This is a genomic window from Vibrio sp. CK2-1, from assembly GCF_021726515.1.
Lineage (GTDB): Bacteria > Pseudomonadota > Gammaproteobacteria > Enterobacterales > Vibrionaceae > Vibrio.
The window spans coordinates 1,038,998-1,057,984 of sequence record NZ_JAKKCJ010000001.1 but is presented as its reverse complement, the minus strand read 5'-3'; the positions used below and the strand labels follow the sequence as shown (position 1 = coordinate 1,057,984).

The 18,987-nt window shown below is 41.1% G+C and carries 18 protein-coding genes; 11 read left to right on the top strand and 7 right to left on the bottom strand.

The window, feature by feature from the left end; translation table 11 throughout:
- Positions 1 to 7 precede the first annotated feature (7 nt).
- Genes L3V25_RS04700 through L3V25_RS04680 form a run of 5 tightly spaced genes read left to right on the top strand, consistent with a single transcriptional unit; the run spans position 8 to position 4,208 of the window.
- The gene (locus L3V25_RS04700; RefSeq protein WP_237294368.1) at positions 8 to 814 is read left to right on the top strand and encodes an alkaline phosphatase family protein; all 807 of its coding nucleotides are present in this window, start codon (positions 8 to 10) and stop codon (positions 812 to 814) included.
- A complete protein-coding gene (locus L3V25_RS04695) occupies positions 811 to 1,719 on the top strand; it encodes an ABC transporter permease subunit (RefSeq protein ID WP_237294290.1) in 909 nt (302 codons plus the stop codon). Before L3V25_RS04700 ends, L3V25_RS04695 begins: the two co-directional genes overlap by 4 nt.
- 2 nt (positions 1,720 to 1,721) lie before the next feature.
- Complete coding sequence (locus L3V25_RS04690; RefSeq protein WP_237294289.1) at positions 1,722 to 2,528, top strand: ABC transporter permease; 807 nt, start codon at positions 1,722 to 1,724, stop codon at positions 2,526 to 2,528.
- Positions 2,525 to 3,544 (top strand): ABC transporter ATP-binding protein, encoded by a 1,020-nt coding sequence (locus L3V25_RS04685; RefSeq protein ID WP_237294288.1) that lies wholly within the window; start codon positions 2,525 to 2,527, stop codon positions 3,542 to 3,544. The genes L3V25_RS04690 and L3V25_RS04685 overlap by 4 nt, the downstream gene beginning before the upstream one ends.
- A gap of 1 nt (position 3,545) precedes the next feature.
- Entirely contained in the window at positions 3,546 to 4,208 is a 663-nt protein-coding gene (locus L3V25_RS04680) for an HAD family hydrolase (RefSeq protein ID WP_237294287.1), read from the top strand.
- A 178-nt stretch (positions 4,209 to 4,386) separates the two neighbouring features.
- Here the strand turns inward: L3V25_RS04680 and L3V25_RS04675 are convergent, their stop codons facing one another.
- From L3V25_RS04675 to tal, 4 genes are all read right to left on the bottom strand, one after another.
- Entirely contained in the window at positions 4,387 to 5,238 is an 852-nt protein-coding gene (locus L3V25_RS04675; RefSeq protein WP_237294286.1) for a universal stress protein, read from the bottom strand.
- Positions 5,239 to 5,248: 10 nt separating this feature from the next.
- Positions 5,249 to 6,736: a SulP family inorganic anion transporter gene (locus L3V25_RS04670; protein ID WP_237294285.1), complete on the bottom strand. Its 1,488-nt coding sequence runs from the start codon at positions 6,734 to 6,736 to the stop codon at positions 5,249 to 5,251.
- A gap of 355 nt (positions 6,737 to 7,091) precedes the next feature.
- Complete coding sequence (locus tag L3V25_RS04665; protein WP_237294284.1) at positions 7,092 to 7,523, bottom strand: universal stress protein; 432 nt, start codon at positions 7,521 to 7,523, stop codon at positions 7,092 to 7,094.
- A 95-nt stretch (positions 7,524 to 7,618) separates the two neighbouring features.
- Positions 7,619 to 8,569, bottom strand: coding sequence for a transaldolase (gene tal / locus L3V25_RS04660; RefSeq protein ID WP_237294283.1), 951 nt, complete (start codon positions 8,567 to 8,569; stop codon positions 7,619 to 7,621).
- A gap of 486 nt (positions 8,570 to 9,055) precedes the next feature.
- Between tal and L3V25_RS04655 the strand changes: the two genes are divergently transcribed.
- Positions 9,056 to 10,387: a glycoside hydrolase family 18 protein gene (locus L3V25_RS04655; protein WP_237294282.1), complete on the top strand. Its 1,332-nt coding sequence runs from the start codon at positions 9,056 to 9,058 to the stop codon at positions 10,385 to 10,387.
- A gap of 51 nt (positions 10,388 to 10,438) precedes the next feature.
- Here the strand turns inward: L3V25_RS04655 and speG are convergent, their stop codons facing one another.
- The 3 genes from speG to L3V25_RS04640 form a co-directional block, all read right to left on the bottom strand.
- Positions 10,439 to 10,987, bottom strand: a complete 549-nt coding sequence (speG, locus tag L3V25_RS04650; RefSeq protein WP_237294281.1) for a spermidine N1-acetyltransferase — start codon at positions 10,985 to 10,987, stop codon at positions 10,439 to 10,441.
- 257 nt (positions 10,988 to 11,244) lie between these two features.
- On the bottom strand, positions 11,245 to 11,760 hold the full coding sequence (locus L3V25_RS04645; RefSeq protein WP_237294280.1) for a GNAT family N-acetyltransferase: 516 nt from the start codon (positions 11,758 to 11,760) through the stop codon (positions 11,245 to 11,247).
- A gap of 38 nt (positions 11,761 to 11,798) precedes the next feature.
- The gene (locus tag L3V25_RS04640; protein ID WP_237294279.1) at positions 11,799 to 13,139 is read right to left on the bottom strand and encodes an alpha/beta fold hydrolase; all 1,341 of its coding nucleotides are present in this window, start codon (positions 13,137 to 13,139) and stop codon (positions 11,799 to 11,801) included.
- A 173-nt stretch (positions 13,140 to 13,312) separates the two neighbouring features.
- On the opposite strand from L3V25_RS04640, the gene L3V25_RS04635 reads away from it, so the two are divergent.
- From L3V25_RS04635 to L3V25_RS04615, 5 genes are all read left to right on the top strand, one after another.
- Positions 13,313 to 14,329 (top strand): lipoate--protein ligase, encoded by a 1,017-nt coding sequence (locus L3V25_RS04635; RefSeq protein ID WP_237294278.1) that lies wholly within the window; start codon positions 13,313 to 13,315, stop codon positions 14,327 to 14,329.
- Between the two features lie 329 nt (positions 14,330 to 14,658).
- Positions 14,659 to 14,868, top strand: a complete 210-nt coding sequence (locus L3V25_RS04630) for a cold-shock protein (protein ID WP_017025742.1) — start codon at positions 14,659 to 14,661, stop codon at positions 14,866 to 14,868.
- Between the two features lie 631 nt (positions 14,869 to 15,499).
- Positions 15,500 to 16,018, top strand: a complete 519-nt coding sequence (locus L3V25_RS04625; RefSeq protein WP_237294277.1) for a chalcone isomerase family protein — start codon at positions 15,500 to 15,502, stop codon at positions 16,016 to 16,018.
- A gap of 26 nt (positions 16,019 to 16,044) precedes the next feature.
- Positions 16,045 to 16,572 carry a DUF3833 domain-containing protein gene (locus tag L3V25_RS04620; RefSeq protein WP_237294276.1) on the top strand — a complete coding sequence of 176 codons (528 nt, stop codon included), beginning with the start codon at positions 16,045 to 16,047 and terminating at the stop codon, positions 16,570 to 16,572.
- A 184-nt stretch (positions 16,573 to 16,756) separates the two neighbouring features.
- Positions 16,757 to 18,835 (top strand): DUF4962 domain-containing protein, encoded by a 2,079-nt coding sequence (locus L3V25_RS04615; protein ID WP_237294275.1) that lies wholly within the window; start codon positions 16,757 to 16,759, stop codon positions 18,833 to 18,835.
- Positions 18,836 to 18,987 lie beyond the last annotated feature (152 nt).

The window sequence follows — 18,987 nt, the reverse complement described above, 5'->3', positions numbered from 1 at the left end:
CATGACTATGAACAATAAGGTTATCCTTGTTGTTTTAGATGGACTGAATAACCAAGTAGCCCGTGATTGTATGGGCTACTTAAATGGTCTACTAGAGCAACAACGCGCGACATTTTATACCGTACAAAGTGAGCTACCTTCCATGTCTCGCCCGTTATATGAATGTATTTTAACTGGCGTTCGTCCGGTTGATAGTGGCATTGTCAGCAATCAAATAGTACGACGTTCACATCATGAATCCATATTTAGTCTGGCAACTTCGCAAGGGAAAACCACCGCTGCTGCTGCCTATCATTGGGTGAGTGAGCTGTATAACCGTGCGCCGTATGAGGCAGTGCGTGATCGATTTACTCACGATAAGGATCTCAATATTCAGCATGGTTGTTTTTATCATTGGGATAATTATCCAGATGAAGCTTTGTTCTTGGATGCTGAACATTTAAGACAAACGCATCAGCCAGATTTCTTGCTAATCCATCCGATGAATATTGACGATACCGGTCATAAATTTGGTTTAGATTCTCGTCAATATCGAAACTCTGCTCGTCATGCCGATATTATTTTGTCGCACTATATCGATACCTGGTTACAAGAGGGCTATCAAGTGATTATCACCAGTGATCACGGTATGAATAATGATCTCTCCCATGGCGGTATTTTGCCCGAAGAAAGAGAAGTGCCATTTGTGGTGATTGGTGATGGATTTTCGCATCAAGATTGCAAGATCAAACAAACGGATATCTGTGGCAACGTATGTCAATTATTGGGCATTCAACACCAAAAAGATGTGACTCAAGGATTATTAGCCGTATGAATTCTCCTATCTCATATTCCACCACAGTGACGCAACCAAAGGCGAAAAAGCAGCCTGTTTGTCTTTGGTTCAAGAAGATCAAACCTGCCATTTGGCTTGTGCCTTTTGCTGTGGTGTTTTACTTATTTCAACTCGCCCCTATGTTGTGGGTGTTGGTCAATAGCTTTATTTATGATGAAGCGTTTGGCTTGGATAACTACTTAGATGTGCTGGATTCTGCATTTATGATGCAAGCGTTCGGCAATAGCTTATGGTTGTCGATTTGGTCGAGCTTTATTGGGCTGGCGATTGCCACTTTATTGGTGTCGTCACTGAGAAAAGTCAGTGGAAAATTGCGCGATGCGGTGATTGCTTTTACCAATATGAGCAGTAATTTTGCCGGCGTTCCGTTGTCATTTGCTTTCATTATTATCTTAGGAACCAATGGCGCGGTGACCTTGTTGCTTAAACAATATGGGCTACTGGGAGATTTTGATCTTTATGGACAATGGGGCCTGTTGGCGATTTATATCTACTTTCAAATCCCACTCGCGGTGTTGCTGCTTTATCCCGCGTTCGATGCGTTAAGCGATGATTGGCAATCGGCTGCATCTCTACTTGGCGCTAATACCTTTCAATACTGGTGTCGAGTGGCGCTTCCTGTGTTATCTCCGGCATTGCTCGGTACTTTTATTATTCTAGTGGCTAATGCGATGGGAGCTTATGCCAGTGTCTACGCATTAACTTCCGGCAACTACAATCTGATCACGATTCGTATTGCGAGTTTGGTGTCTGGCGATCTCTTCCTTGAGCCGAACTTAGCCGCTGCCATTTCCGTTATTTTGATGGGCATTTTAGCCTTTATTACAGTGATTAATCAGTGGCTTATTTCAAAAAGTTATGCAGCGAAAAAGGGAAGTGAATAGTCATGAAAGAACTGAATACTCAATTTCATAAAACGATGCTATTCCATAAAACCGTAGTGTTTAGCATTGTTAGCGTCATGATGCTCCCGATTGTCGCCACATTAGTGTATTCCATCTCATCACGTTGGGGAGCGACCATTTTACCGGATGGTTTCACCTTAAATTGGTATGTGCAATTACTGACCGACCCGCGCTTTGTGCAAGCCTTTGGACGTTCGTTATTTATTTGTATCGCGGCGCTACTACTCAGTGTGGTGTTGATTTTACCGGCAATTTTCGTAGTGTTTTATTACTTTCCAAAGCTGGATAAGGTCATGAATATTATGATCTTGCTACCGTTCGCCGTACCGCCAGTGGTGTCATCGGTGGGTTTGTTGCAATTGTATGCAGACAGCGATTGGTCGTTAGTGGGGACGCCATGGATTTTAGTCGGCACCTACTTCACTATTGCAGTGCCATTTATGTATCGCGCCATTGCCAATAGCTTTGAATCGATCAATCTGCACGACTTGATGGATGCCGCGCATTTGTTAGGTGCGAGTACCAGCAAAGCGTTTTTACTGATCATCTTACCGAACTTGAAGAAAGGCTTAATGGCATCGTTGTTTTTGTCTTTCTCTTTTTTATTAGGTGAGTTTGTTTTTGCCAATATTTTGGTGGGAACGCGTTATGAAACGCTACAAATTTATCTCTTCAACATGCGACAAACCAGTGGTCACTTTACCTCTGCACTGGTGATCACTTACTTCATCTTTATCTTTGTATTGACTTGGTTGGCAAGTCGTTTCAGCCGCGGAGCAACAGCATGAGTTACGTTACTGCAAAACAATTAACCAAATCATTTGGCGACAATACTGTTTTTGAGAATGTGGATTTTACCATTGAACAAGGCGAATTTATTACGCTTTTAGGGCCAAGTGGCTGTGGTAAATCAACCTTGTTGCGTAGCCTTGCAGGATTAAATCCGGTCGATCAAGGTGAGATTTGGGTCAATGGTGAAAACATTACTCACCAATCACCACAAGAGCGTGGCATTGGTATGGTGTTTCAGTCGTATGCTTTGTTTCCGAATATGACCGTTGAGGGCAATATTGCTTTTGGGCTGAAAATGAAAAAAGTAGCTTCCGGTGAGGTGGCTAAACTGGTGAGCCAAGTGATTGAGTTAGTGGATTTAAAAGGTAAAGAGAAACAGTATCCACATCAATTATCAGGCGGTCAGCGCCAGCGTGTAGCATTAGCGCGTGCTTTGGTCGTGAAGCCGAGAATTTTATTGTTGGATGAGCCATTATCGGCATTGGATGCCAAAATTCGTAAGCATTTACGCCAACAAATTCGCGATATTCAAAAAGAGATGAATTTGACTACGATTTTTGTCACTCACGATCAGGAAGAGGCGATGATCATGTCTGATCGTATTTTCTTGATGAACCAGGGTGAAATAGTACAGGCGGGATCGCCTGAAGAGATTTATACCCAACCTGCCAATGAGTTTGTAGCCGGTTTTATGGGGCACTATAACCTGATTGATGGCAGCTGTTCTAAAGCCTTGTTTGACCTTGACACGATAAGTAAAGTAGCAATCCGTCCTGAGTCGATATATGTCAAAGAAGAAGGGCGTCAGTATGCGCAACATATCTCTTCGCCACGACAAGGGGTGATTAAAAGTCATCAATTATTAGGTAATATTATTCGTTACCAAGTGGCGGTGGATGAGTGTGAATTGACGGTTGATTTATTAAACCGTTCATCTGAGCGCTTGATGCCAGAAGGGAGTTCGCTTGAGCTACTCTTTAATCTCAATGAAATTCAACCTGTGGGTGCTTAAGATGACACAACCTTTGTATGTCTTTGATATGGATGAGACGTTAATAGATGCTGATTGTGCGATGTTATGGAATGCTTTTTTAGTGCGTAAAGGCATCATCAAAGATCCGAATTTTCTTGAGCAAGACAAGCGTTTGATGAGTCTGTATGCACAAGGGAAAATGGATATGCAAGATTATCTAGAGTTCTCGATTGCCCCTTTAGCGAGTTTGCCGGTTGAAGAGGTGAATCAGCTGGTGGAAGAGTGCGTGGTGGAAGAGATCTTAGCTAAGCAGTTTTCTCAATCGAAAGGCTTGATTGAACAGCTTAAACAGCAACAAGCGCAGATGGTGATCATTTCCGCTAGCGTGTCATTTTTAGTGAGCGTCGTCGGGCGTCATCTTGGAATCCCCCATGCTTTAGGGATCGACTTGGTGACCAAGCAAGGTTGCTATACGCCTGAGATTTCCGGTATTCCCAGCTATCGTGAAGGAAAAGTATTGCGATTAAAAGAATGGATTAAGCGACAGCCAGAACGATTTTCCGAAATCCACTTCTATACTGATTCAATCAATGATTTACCTTTGTGTGAGTTTGCCGATTATGCGTATTTAGTGAATCCCTGCCCAGCTTTAAAAGCCCATTCTGATCCAGAAAACTGGCAAGTGTTGGAATGGAGTGTTTGATAGTGGCTCGTGTGATAATAGATCGCGTGATAGGCTGGTATTAGCTTGTTGTCCCTACTAGTTTAGTATCACTATTAGTTTATTTGCCACTATGTATTGGATATTCACGAAAGAAGAAAGAGTCGCCTAAGGTGCTACTCTTTATCTAGTCAACGTTGATCTGCATTAATCGGAGATACTAACGCAAAATCAATAATGGCAAGTGAGTATGCTCCAACATTTTTAGGGTGTTACTGCCTAGAAATATTTGTGCAAGTTTAGAGTGCGAGAAAGCACCCATCACCAACATGTCTACTTCATTATCTCTTTTGTAATCCATCAGAGAATCAAACACATTACCTTCTAAAAATTGAGACTTAACGTTAAAGCCATTTTCAATTAACAAAGCTTCAGTTTGTTTGAATTTATCCGCTAAGTCATTTTGGTTATTTTTTACTGTCACTAGGTGGCAAGTAAGGCCATGTAATAACCCTCCGTCAATCACACGTTGCACCGCTTTATCTGCGGTTTCACGTCCATCATAAGCCAACATAAAACTTTTAGGCTCGCTAAATTCCTTATTGGTAATGAGGATAGGAGTGTGAGCTTGACGAATGACCTTTTCGATATTCGAACCAAGCTTTTTAAACCCTTTATCGTGATCTTCACCTGAGCGGCCAATGACAATCAGTCTAGCTTCAAACTCTAGATCAAGAATGGCTTCTACGATGTGGCTGTAACGTTGAGTTTGTTCTACCGCCTGGCAACCTTGTTCTGCTGCAATCTGAGAAGCATGGGTGAGCATATCTTTGCCAACTTCTACCGCGAGCTTGCTTCTTTGTTCGTCTAGCGATGCCATATCTTTTAATAATGAAGAACGTGCACCAAGGCCAATTGCGCCACTCAAATCTTCGCTGGTGGATTGATTGTTTTTTTCAATCGCATGTAAAAATAGTAGGGTTTTATCGAGCTTATTCGCAGCCCAAATCCCACTTTGACAGACAGCATTGGCATAAGTTGAGCCATCGATACAGGTAATAATCTTATTCATAGTTCTCTCCTTAGTGACCAGCCATCAATTTTTCAACTTCTTTGGGATCGTTATGAACGCCAAACTTGTCGACAATGGTTTCTGTTGCTTCGCTCATGCCAATAATTTCCACTTCAGCGCCTTCACGACGGAATTTGATGACGATTTTATCGAGTGAAGAGACCGAGGTGATATCCCAAAAGTGTGCATGAGTTAAGTCAATAACCACTTTATCAACTACTTCTTTGAAATCGAACGATTCAGTTAATTGCTCAGAAGAAGCGAAGAACACTTGCCCTACGACTTGATATTTACGTACGCCATTGTCGGTTATGTCTGATTTCACCACCATAAAACGACCGATTTTGTTGGCGAAGAATAGCGTCGCTAACAAGACTCCTGCTAGCACACCTAAAGCTAAATTATGCGTGGCGACAACCACAATAACCGTCACGACCATCACAATGTTGGTCGATAGAGGGTGCTTTTTGAGATCTTTAATCGAGCTCCAAGAGAAAGTACCGATAGACACCATGATCATTACCGCGACAAGGGCCGCCATTGGGATTTGTTTCAGCCAATCATCTAAGAAAACCACCATGATGATCAAAAAGACCCCAGCAGAAAATGTAGAAAGACGTCCACGACCACCAGATTTTATATTAATCATAGATTGACCAATCATCGCACAACCAGCCATGCCACCCATTAAACCAGCTCCGATGTTGGCAATACCTTGGCCTTTACATTCTTGGTTACGGTTACTTTTGGTGTCGGTTAAATCATCCACAATGGTAGCAGTCATCATCGACTCTAATAAACCAACCACCGCTAAACCTACAGAGTAAGGCAAAACAATCAGTAGAGTATCAAGGTTAAGAGGAACATCTGGCCATAAGAAGATAGGTAAAGTATCAGGTAGTTGCCCCATATCGCCTACGGTACGAATATCAATTCCAAAAGAGATCGCAATAGCGGTTAATACCACAATGCAAACTAAAGGCGAGGGAATGGTTTTACCGACAAAAGGTAGGTAAGGGAAAAGGTAAATAATCGCTAAGCCGGCAGCCGTCATTGCATAAACATGCCATGTAACGTTGGTGAGTTCTGGTAGTTGCGCCATAAAAATCAAAATAGCTAGCGCGTTTACAAAGCCGGTGACAACGGAGCGAGAAACAAAACGCATTAGGCTGCCAAGTTTCAAATAGCCGGCAAGAATTTGTAATACACCGGTGAGTAGTGTTGCCGCGAGTAGGTACTCTAATCCATGTTCTTTTACCAGAGTGACCATGAGTAGCGCCATTGCACCGGTTGCCGCAGAGATCATACCTGGGCGACCACCCACAATAGCAATAATGACTGAGATACAAAAAGAAGCATATAAACCGACTTTAGGGTCAACACCGGCAATAATCGAAAAGGCGATGGCTTCGGGAATTAAGGCTAGTGCAACAACAATACCAGCCAGTAGATCGCCTCGAATGTTCGAGAACCATTCTACTTTCATTTTTTCAAGCATAGAAATCCTTATTATGTACTTGTAAATAACCTGACAGACAGCATGCGAGAAAAGACAGACATGAGTAGTCTTTCTGCGAGCATGGCAGTATGTACAGTTTTTTGAGATGTTATTTGTGTGTAATAGTGGTGACTCTGATATTTATATCAAAGTACCTACCGTGGAAACGGCATAAAAGTGTCACGCGAAAAGTGGTGACTTTTGGGAGGGTGTACGTCTAGGGCGGCGTAACAAGCAAAGTACTTTACCTTATGTATTGCAAATAGTGCTTGGAATATATAACAATTTTATTAACTAAGGAATAAAAAATTGTCGCACTATTCGTAAGGACTATCTGAATTAAGCTATGAAAACATTAATCAAAACTGTGTATTTGTAAGATATCGCACTGCAGATCGGCGGACAAATTGTCTTCAATACCACCAAAAAAGTGAGTGAGTTTATTTTTATGGCCGACAACCACAAGCTTCGCTTCAACTTCTTCAATTAAATCTTCTAAGTGTTTAATGACTTCCCCAGCAGCAAAGTGGATATTTTTTACAGGGTAAGGGCTTGATTGGCTTAACTCATGCAACTGTTGAATGAGTTCAAGTTCTTTGCCTGGATGAAAATTAAACAATCCTTCATCTCGATAAAGATACTGAATATTGAAAATGCCTTTTTCGACATAAGCAAGGTGAAGTTCTGCTTGGTTTTGCTTAGCCACGGTTGCAGCTTTAAAGACAAGCTGTTTGGCATGTAAGTCGTTTGGGTTAATGGCGACCAAAATAGTAGGATATAGATACATAAGCACTCCGATAAACAAAAAATGGCCAGTGATTAACTGACCATTTTAGCAAGGTAAACCTAGGGCAACATCTCCTAGATCTTGGTGTTGTAGGATTATAGTTTCGCTTTAATCATAGCTTCTAGTTTGCCTTGGTCGACAGCAAAAGCGCGGATGCCCTCAGCTAGTTTTTCAACTGCCATCGGATCTTGGTTGTGCTCCCACAAGAACTCAGCGTGCGTCATTTTTTCTGGTTGAGCTTGAATGCTTTGCGCAGGTTTCAGTTTTTGCACCACTTCACCTTGGCTATCTTCCAGCTCTTGCAACAACTGAGGGCTGATAGTTAAGCGATCACAACCAGCAAGTTCTAAAATCTCACCGGTATTACGGAAGCTTGCGCCCATTACTACCGTTTCGTAGCCATGTTGCTTGTAGTAGTTGTAGATACTGGTAACCGATTTAACACCAGGATCTTCACTCGCTTCAAAATCACGACCTTCTTTCGCCTTGTGCCAGTCCATAATGCGACCAACAAACGGTGAGATTAAGTAAACACCAGCTTCAGCACAGGCACGTGCTTGAGCGAAAGAGAAGAGTAGAGTGAGGTTACAGTTGATGCCTTCACTTTCTAAAATTTCCGCTGCGCGAATGCCTTCCCAAGTCGAAGCCAGTTTAATCAAAATACGGTCGTTAGTAATACCAGCATCGTTGTACATTTTGATTAGCTGGCGAGCCTTAGTCACACTGCCTTCAGTATCGTATGAAAGACGAGCGTCTACTTCAGTTGAAATACGACCCGGAATCACTTTTAAGATCTCTTGACCAATCGTTACCGCTAGCATGTCACAAGTATCTTGCACTTGTCGGTCTGCATCGTCGCTTTGCGCTTTGGCATAAGCGATAGATTGATCAATCAGGCGTGAATAGTTTTCAATTTGCGCCGCTTTTAAAATCAATGATGGGTTAGTGGTGGCATCTTGAGGTTGGTATTTTGCGATGGCATCAATGTCACCAGTATCTGCAACAACGGTAGTGAGTGCGCGAAGCTGTTCTAATTTACTACTCATGTATAACCCTATCTAATAATTGAAATGAAATAACAGAAGAAAAATAACTCAGCTAAGCGACATCAAGGTGGCAAGCTAAAGTCTGTAAGGTTTAATTAGGTATTCATAGTCGAAATATAACGAGCTCAAGTCAAACCAAGTGAGTGAAAAAAGATGCCTAGATCTCACTTTATTTTAAGGAAACGATTGCTAATTTTAGAACTTCTCTCTTTTCAATATCACGTCTTTTTAGCCAAACGATTGCATTAAATACCTCATTATTTTTGCGTGTGAATTTGAAAAAACATGCAACACACATGGTGAGATACATTAATTTTCTTCTAAAAATAACCACAGGTCATAAATTGAACTATTTGGCTCTACGAACTTAATAATTAAGATTAAGTTTACTCAATAGCATGATTAATTGAGGCTGCATAATCATGTGCTTAGGGTGCATTTGAACAGCGTACTCTTTGATTTGTCATGATTTATTGGGAGATAGAAATGAAAAAATTAGTATTACCCACGTTAGTCGGTTCTATTTTGTGTGCAAGTTTCAGTGGGGGCACTGCTTTTGCTGCTGAAAAGCCGATGAACTCACCCATCGTTGCTGGGTATTTTGCTGATTGGTTTTATAAAAGCGAGATCAATCCATATTCTGTAAAAGATATTCCGGCGGACAAACTGACGCATATTATTTATGCATTTCTATCTATGTGTGGGCCACATACTGGTGCAGGTGAAGCCGTTCAAACTCAAGTAGCCCAACAATGTGAAGGAAAAGAGCCTTATACGGCAATTATTGTCGATAAAGAGGCGGCGCTTGAGCATGATTTCGGGAGTGTATCTGTCGATGTGGATTACAAAGGTCATTTCTCTCAATTAGCACAGCTAAAAGCTAATCACCCAAATTTGAAAATTCTGCCATCTTTTGGTGGCTGGACAATGTCTGAACCTTTCCACGAAATGGCTAAAAATAAAAAAGCAATAGACCAATTTTCACGTACAGCTGTAGAGCTCATTGCTCAATATGATTTTTTTGATGGTATCGATTTAGATTGGGAGTATCCAGGAGGCGGTGGCTTAACGACTTCTCCATGGAATCCAGACACAAAATTAACCGATGAACAAAAAGCATTGGAAAAAGAAGCCTTTACTTATTTAGTAAAAACCATGCGGGCGGATCTCGATGCGTTAGAAGAGAAAACAAAGCGTGAGTATGAATTATCTATGGCGGTTGGGGTTGGTCCTAAAACAACGCAAATAGATTTTCAGAACGCGGAGCAATATCTAACCAATATGTTTGCTATGACCTATGACTTTTTAGGCGGCTGGGGTCAACAAACCGGTCATTTAACCAATCTACATGCAACAGAGCGTAGTTGGTGGGGAATGGGCGCTGATGTGTTTATTCAACAAATGATCGATCAAGGTATCCCCCCAGAAAAATTGGTTATTGGCGCGACATTCTTTGGCCGTGGTTGGGAAGGAACGAAAGACTTTGATGGTAAGTTGCCTAGCTCAACATTAACTTCAGAGAAAGGGGCAGCGTTTGGTACAACGGAGCCTGGCTTCTTCATGTATTGGGATCTGATGAAGAACTACACCAGCAAACAGGGCTACGTACAAGGCTATGATAAAGCAGCTCAAGCACCTTATTTATGGAACCCTGAAAAACAAGTGTTCATTAGCTACGATAATCCTGAATCTATTAAAGCTAAGGCTGAATGGGCCAAAGCTAATAATTTGGCAGGGATTTTTTCATGGGATTTATCAGGAGACACGAAAGATCATGATTTAGTTAATGCGATGGCTGATGGCATGAATAAAGAGTAGCAAAACAGAGAGCGCCACCTAGAAGAGATAATCAGGTGGCGCTAATTTTATTTATTCAGTTGCATTAATCGCACTAGGTTCATGTTGCAAGTTAATGTAGTCCCGCTGCAGCATGTACATACGAATGGCATTTCGATACTGACCATTCATGAAGAACTCCTCAATCAATAGGCCTTCACGTTTAAAGCCAAAGCTTTCGTACAGGTAAACGGCTTTCTCGTTTTCATCCGAAACTTGAAGATATAACTTGTTAATATTCAATATTTTGAAAGCGTAATTAACAGCGCGATCAATGATTTCTCGTGCATAGCCTTTGCCTTGAAAGTGAGGGGCAATGATGATCTGAAACTCAGCCGTTCGGTGGATATAGTTGATTTCAACCAACTCGACCAAACCAACATGCTCGCGGTCTCCATTCTCAGCAATAAAGCGTCGCTCATTCAAATCATGGATATGTTTAACATAAAGACTTTCTAGCTCCATAAAGGATTCATACGGCTCTTCGAACCAATACGACATCACACTGCGGTTATTGTTGAGGCTATGAATAAATCTAAGATCGTCTTTTTCTAAAGCGCGAATACGGATAGTGTCCGGCATAATTAACTCTTTAATATTCAATGATTAATAATAGAACCCAATCGACGGGTTGGCTTGAGTATAAAGGATTCAAGTTACGTTGAAGAACGAGAAATATTGCAGATCTTGATAAGATTTTTTTCTTGACATGGTGACGGCGTCACAATTGGTTTTACAGTGTAAATATGGCGATCGGTATAAAAATGCCGATGTAGTGGGTACATCGGCGTTGAGCTGTTAGTTATTGAAAATATTAGATATTTGTTTTTCGATGTGATTTAAGAAAGCATCTTATAGAAAAACGTGGTGCCATCTAACTCACCAGTGGCGCTTAAAGCAAAGTCAGGAATATAGCCAGCTTCGGTATAGTTCATACGTTTGTATAGTTCTGAAGCAATATCGCCGACACGGGTATCGAGAATTAATAATCGACGGCCGGCCACCAGAGCCTCTTCTTCTAGGTGTGATAATAAAGCCTTGCTGATTCCATTACCTCTATGCTGGGTATGTACCATTAACTTTTCAACTTCAGCGCGATGCTTAGCGTTTGATTTGCTAGCTAGAGATAATTGCACGCAGCCAATCAATTGTTCGCCTTCAAATGCGGCGATTAATAATCGAGTTGAAGGTTTTGCTTCGAGTGCAGCTGCGACATCTTGCCAATACTTTTGCGCTGTTTGAAGCTCTACTGGTGGCAAAAAACCAACCGATGCACCGCTCGCAACACAATCTTGCAATAGTACAACCAGATCATCCATGTACGGAGTAATATCTATTAAGACTTTGGTTTTCATCGTTATTTCCTTATAGCACCCTAGGCTAGGGGATTCGGCTATTGGTGGCTTGGCAGTTGGCTAATTTGGTTTAGCATTTCATCAAGTCGGTTAAAGATGGTTTCACCGTCGACACCAATGCCGTTGTGTTCATATTCATTAGTCATCCAAGCTCGACTGTTCGGTATGTTTGCTAGGGTTTCGCGTGAATAATCGAACTCAACATACATATCTTCAACATAAACCGCGCAAGCAATGGGAACGGTATTCTTTTTTAACTGTTCTACATCGTAAAGAGCAGACCAATCTTGTTTTTCAGCGAGTTTGTTTGCCGCCTCTTTTAATGGTTTTAAGCATTGCATTTGTTCAAACATCCACGGGTACACCATTTCACCAGTAAATAGGAAAGGGTTTCCAGTTTGGTAGTTGAATTCAGGGTAGGTTTGTCGAACACGATGCGCTGACCAAGCCGATGCTGTTTGCTCGGAATCATTCTTAGCAAAAGGCTGGCAATAAATCGATTCATGCAAAATGGCATAGATAGGATTGGTCTGGTAAGCCTGTTCCGCCAACATGGCATTCAAAAAGGCGTAGCTTAATGTTTCTTTGCCATCTACGGTGACAAAAGCGCTTTCAAGCAGGTAGTACATAGGAAGGGCTGCATTGCCACGACCTAGGTTAATACCGATCATTTGAAATTGTTCTACGGTAAATAGCTGGCCGTTAGGAAAATAGGTATCGTGATTGAGTAAGTAGTCTGCAATGCGCTGACACAAGGTTTGCGCCTGTGGAAATTGGCGGAAGAAACTATCATTTTTTTGTTTTACTCGTTGGTAGGTCGCTTGGTAAACCTCATCGGCATGGCGAGTTAAAGAAGGAACGCCGCCAGTAATATAAGATTTTAATAGACTATCAGGATAAAGCGATAGGTAGGTTAATGAACAAAAGCCGCCAAAGCTTTGGCCAAGTATTGCCCACTTTTCTACATTGAAATGTTTACGTATGGTTTCGGCATCTTTGACAATGCTGTCTGCTCTGAAATGGCAGAGATAGTCTGCTTGTTCATCACTACTCATACCTTCAAGTGTTTGGTGAGTAATAGGTGAACTTAGCCCTGTGCCGCGTTGATCGAGTAATAATACGCGATATTGCTGGAGCGCCGCTTTTAACCAACCCGATTGTCCATTCGCTCTAGGGGAAGGAAAACCTGGGCCACCTTGAAAATAAACTAGCCAAGGTAAATCTTGCGTTTGTTTCTCTAGGCTGACTAACTCGCGAGCATAGACGGTAATAGTCTGGCTTTGCTTATCATCATGCTTAAGAGGAACTTGAAATTGGTGCGGCTGATAAAGTATTCCATTATCAACAAATGATGAAGCAAGCTCATGAGGAATGGGCACTAGAATTCTCCTTAATTCAACAAACTACTTTTTATTGATGGAGCTTATCACCAAGCGTGAAGTGAGTTAATGGAAAGCTGCTGGAAAAGCAAAATTTTACATCTTGGTTAAGGACAGATGCTTTTCATTCAGGTTAATATCTGGCTATTAATGCATTACTACTGAGAGTTTTTATGTCATCACTTCGTTTGCTGTTTTCTACTTCAACCAATCCTCTATTTAACTTAGCGGTAGAAGATACCATTTTCCGTTCGATGAGTGCCGACCAAAAGGTGTTGTTTCTGTGGCGTAACGACAATACGGTGGTGATTGGCCGAGCGCAGAACCCTTGGAAAGAGTGTAATACTCAGCGTATGGAAAGAGACGGTATTACTCTCGCTCGTCGACAAAGCGGTGGTGGAGCGGTATTTCATGATCTTGGTAACAGCAACTTTACTTTTATGGCAGGCAAGCCGGGATACGATAAAACTGTGTCTACTCAAATTGTATTAGATGCATTAAAAGCATTAGGTATAGAAGGTAAAGCCACAGGGCGTAATGATCTTGTAGTGGAAACCGAAGAGGGAGAGCGTAAGTTCTCTGGCTCAGCTTATCGAGAAACAATGGACCGAGGCTTTCACCATGGCACGATTCTATTAAATGCAGACATGAGTCGCTTAGCGGACTATCTCAACCCAGATCCGAAAAAGCTACAAGCGAAAGGCATCACCTCGGTGCGATCTCGCGTAATTAATCTCAATCAGTTAGATGACACTTTAACCCACGACAGTTTATGTGAAGCGATCAAACAGGCATTCTTTGACTACTATGGTGAAACAGTCGAGCCAGAGTTTATCTCCGAAGAATCGATGCCGGATTTACCAAACTTTGAAGCGACCTTTACTAAGCAGCAAGATTGGCATTGGAACTTTGGTAATACTCCTGAGTTCAGCCACCACATTGACGAACGTTTCAAATGGGGCGGCGTAGAGCTACATTTTAACGTCAAGAAAGCGCACATTACAGAAGTGCAAGTGTTTACTGATAGCCTAGATCCTGCACCGCTTGAAGCATTGCAAGAGGCTTTGACTGAGCAGCTTTATAATGCTGAAGGAATAACGACCGCGTTAGATGAGGTTTCAATTCGATACCCACAGAATGCTGAAGAGTTAGCCCAAGTAAAAGAATGGTTGTTAGTTCAACTAGCTTAAGTAAAGCAAAGAGTAGGCTGAGTTTTTGAGAAAAATCAGCCTACTAAATATGTGACGAAAAACACAAACAAGATTTATTTTCAATAATATGTACGAAATAGGTGTACATCTCTCTCAAACCCTGTAATATCTACCTCGCTCTGTTGATAAGAGTGATTGATGAAACAATTTAGTAAAAGTAGAATCCTCAAATACAGCTTCGTTTTTGTCTTTGTTATTAGATTTTCCCTTCGCTTAATAAACCATTAAATCGTTCAACGTAGCACCCGTCGCATTTAGCGACATCATTTATGAACTGCATTTATTGCACACAAGATAAGGGACATAATATGTCTAAAACAACTGGTATCGTTAAATGGTTTAACGAAGAAAAAGGTTTCGGCTTCATTACTCAAGACAACGGCGGCGCTGACGTATTCGTACATTTCCGTGCTATCGCTTCTGAAGGTTTCAAAACTCTTGCTGAAGGCCAAAAAGTGTCTTTTGAAGTAGAGCAAGGCCAAAAAGGTCTTCAAGCTGCGAACGTTGTTCCTGCTTAATAATTGATTTTTTAGTGTAGAGTTTATCTCTAACACTGGAAGATATAATAAACGCTGGCTTTATTAGTCAGCGTTTGTTTTTATAAGAAGTAACACAAAAATAAAAAACCAGACTAAGCATTTTGCTTAACAAGCTGGCAAGGCAAGCCCAAATAACCCATTTATAAACTTCATTGTTTGAAGTGTGAAAAATTAATACTCGACCCTCTGCTTTAGCATCAAGTCCCGTTGTAATTCTGTTCACCGTACTTTCGATAAAAGAAAGTGTCTTCGAAAAGTCGTTTTATCGATCTTCTCTAAAAGCGAAACTCGAACTCAGCGTCAAAATAAATAGGTTAATACCGGCTTATATGCTCATTTTTGAGTATTCGATTAGCATCACAGTTTTTCTCTAAATAATTGAGTAATTTCAGTGATGTAATAGAAAAATAAGAAGGAAAATAACTATGATTCGTTCAAACGGTAGAAAACGTTTTTGGTTTCAACACCAACGTGATCAATCTCAGTCTCAAATGAAAGACAAATAGATTCTCTCTAAGAATCAACCCTCCCATTAGGGAAATGAAGCACAGCACTGATTCAGTGGTGTGCTTTTTTGATCTAAAAGCCCTTCAATAACGTATTAGCTAAAATGATTAACCAACCTAGCGATGATGTTATGTGGAAGTGGCTATTTATAGGATGTTTAGCGGTAAGCCAGGTAGTCAGAGCCCAAGTTGATTCGAGCAATTTACAGCTTGTTGGCGAAGCTCGCATGACATACTTGTTTTGGGATGTTTATGATGCGCGGCTATACAACTTATCAGGGAACTACACTACCCAGAGTTTTCCACTGTTACTTTCACTATCTTACCTAAGAGATTTTAAAGCCAAAGATATTGTCAAAGCGACCAATGATCAGTGGCAACATCTAGGTAAACAATCTCTTGTTGGTCAGTACGATCAAATATTAATGGCACTATGGCCAGATATTAGGCAAGGCGATACGTTAAGTGTTCTAGTCGATAACAATCAGACTTCCGTTTTTTTCTACAACGGTAAAAAGCTTGGCGTGATCCGAGATCCTACTTTTACCGAATCTTTCCTCGCGATTTGGCTTTCACCGAATACCTCTCATCCCAAAGTGCGTAAGCAACTCATTGGGCAATAAACATCAATAAACTCAAGGAAGCAGTTATGAACCTGATTAAATCGTTTTTTGTTATCTGTTTAGCGGCCGTTTTATCCAGTTGCTCAGCTCCCGACGTTGACTCTTATAAAGGTAGCCAACCTGAGTTTGATTTTAAGAGTTTTTTCACTGGTAAATTAAAAGCTTACGGCGTGGTGCAAGATTATAAGGGTGAGCTGACCAGAAAACTCGTTGTCAATATGGACGCAAGTTGGCAAGGAAATAAAGGCGTTATCGAAGAAGATTTTGTTTATGATGATGGCGAAACTCAAAAACGAATTTGGTATATCACCTTAAATGATGATGGTTCAATTTCAGGCGAAGCAAGTGATGTAATAGGCATTGCCTCTGGCCGCAGTTCCGGCAGTGTTTTCCACTGGAGTTATGATGTTGAGATCCCCTATAAAGAGGATACACTTGAAACTCATTTTGATGATTGGATGTATCTGGTGACTCCTACACGTTTGATTAACCGTACTAGCATTTCAAAGTTTGGTATTGAAGTAGGGCAAGTGACCTTAATTATAGAAAAGTGATATGGCTACTTTAAATATTGGTACTTTAAATCATGCTAATGATATTAATTTTGTGACAGAGCTAAGCACTTTTAACAAAAGCTTGTTCAGATTATTTTACTCGCTTTCTCTTTTTGTAATACAATAAGATTAATTTAGTGGTTCAGACAAACTTAATCTTAAAATTTATATAAAGAGAGTGACTATGACAGACCAAAAATCTCTTGATGCGATCAGGAAAATCAAACTAGAAAACGATACATCAGCGGGTAACTTAGTTGATTTACTTCCTATTGAAGTCCAAAAACGTGACTTTGATTTATCTTTTTTAGATAGCTTGAGCGCTGAGCGTCCACGTCTTTTAGTGCAATCAAAAGATCTTGCTGAGTTTAAAGCGAAAGTAAAAGCTGACGACTCATACTGCATGTTCAATGATTTTTATAACAATTCTACCGTTAAGTTCTTAGATGTAGAACCTTATGAAGAGCCACAAGCTTATCCTGAAGAAACAGTAGGTAAAGCATCACTATGGCGTCCTTATTGGCGTCAAATGTATGTCGATTGCCAGATGGCGATGAATGCAACTCGTAACCTTGCTATTGCAGGTATTGTGAAAGATGACGAAGATCTGATTGCCAAAGCAAAAGCTTGGACACTGAAGTTATCGACTTACGATCCAGATGGCGTGACTTCTCGTGGTTACAATGATGAAGCGGCTTTCCGTGTTATCGCTGCAATGGCTTGGGGTTATGACTGGTTACACGCTTACTTTACTGATGAAGAACGTCAACAAGTTCAAGATGCGCTCGTTGTTCGTCTTGATGAGATCATGCATCACCTTAAAGTGACCGTTGATCTACTGAACAACCCATTGAACAGCCACGGTGTGCGTTCGATTTCTTCTGCGATTATTCCAACGTGTATTGCTTTGTATCACGATCACCCGAAAGCGGGCGAGTACATTGCTTATGCTCTTGAGTACTACGCGGTTCACTACCCACCATGGGGCGGTGAAGATGGCGGTTGGGCGGAAGGTCCTGACTACTGGAATACTCAAACAGCGTTCCTAGGTGAAGCATTCGATCTATTGAAAGCTTACTGTGGCGTAGATATGTTTAATAAGACTTTCTACGAAAATACAGGTGATTTCCCACTGTATTGCATGCCAGTACACTCTAAACGTGCAAGTTTCTGTGACCAATCATCTATTGGTGATTTCCCTGGTTTGAAACTGGCTTATAACATCAAGCATTATGCGGGTGTAAACCAAAAACCTGAGTATGTTTGGTATTATAACCAACTTAAAGGCCGTGATACTGAAGCGCATACTAAATTCTACAACTTCGGTTGGTGGGACTTTGGCTATGACGATCTTCGTTTCAATATTCTTTGGGATGCACCAGAAGAAAAAGCGCCGTCTAATGAGCCATTACTGAAAGTCTTCCCAATTACCGGTTGGGCAGCGTTCCATAACAAGATGACTGAGCGTGATAACCATATTCATATGGTATTCAAATGTTCTCCGTTTGGTTCAATCAGCCACTCACATGGCGACCAAAATGCCTTTACTCTGCATGCGTTCGGGGAAACCTTAGCATCGATTACGGGTTACTATGGTGGCTTTGGTGTTGATATGCACACCAAATGGCGTCGTCAGACATTCTCTAAAAACCTTCCACTGTTTGGTGGCAAAGGTCAGTATGGCGAAAACAAAAATACTGGTTACGAAGCGCACCAAGATCGTTACTGTATTGAAGCGGGCGGTAACATTACCGATTACGATACAGAGTCTGATGTTAAATTCGTGGAAGGTGATGCAACCGCATCTTATAAACATTTTGTTCCTGAAATTGAATCTTACAAGCGTAAGATCTGGTTTGTGAAAGGTAAAGTATTTGTGATGCAAGACAAGGCAACGCTTTCTGAAGAGAAAGACATGACTTGGTTAATGCACACTACATTCACAAACGAAGTGGCAGATAAGAACTTCACTATTCGTGGCGACATCGCGCATCTTGATGTGAACTTTATCAATGAAAGCGCTGATAACATTCTTTCTGTGAAAAATGTAGAAGGCTTCGGTGAGGTTGACCCTGCTGAATATGAAGATTTAGAAATTCACCGTCATGTTGAGGTAGAGTTTAAATCAGCAAAAGAGCACAACATTTTGACCCTTCTTGTTCCTAATAAGAATGAAGGTGAGCAAGTAGAAGTGTCGCATAAACTCAATGGTAACGCTTTAGAGCTTACAGTTGATGGCGAAACGGTTGTGATTACGCTGTAAATCATCATTAAATTCCAGTAAATGAAAACCACCGATATCAAATCAGATACGGTGGTTTTTTATTTGGCTCGAACAATTTGAACTTCACTTGCTTCAAAAATGTATAAAATATGCCTTATATGGCAATTAATGATTGAAGTTCTGTTTTTGTA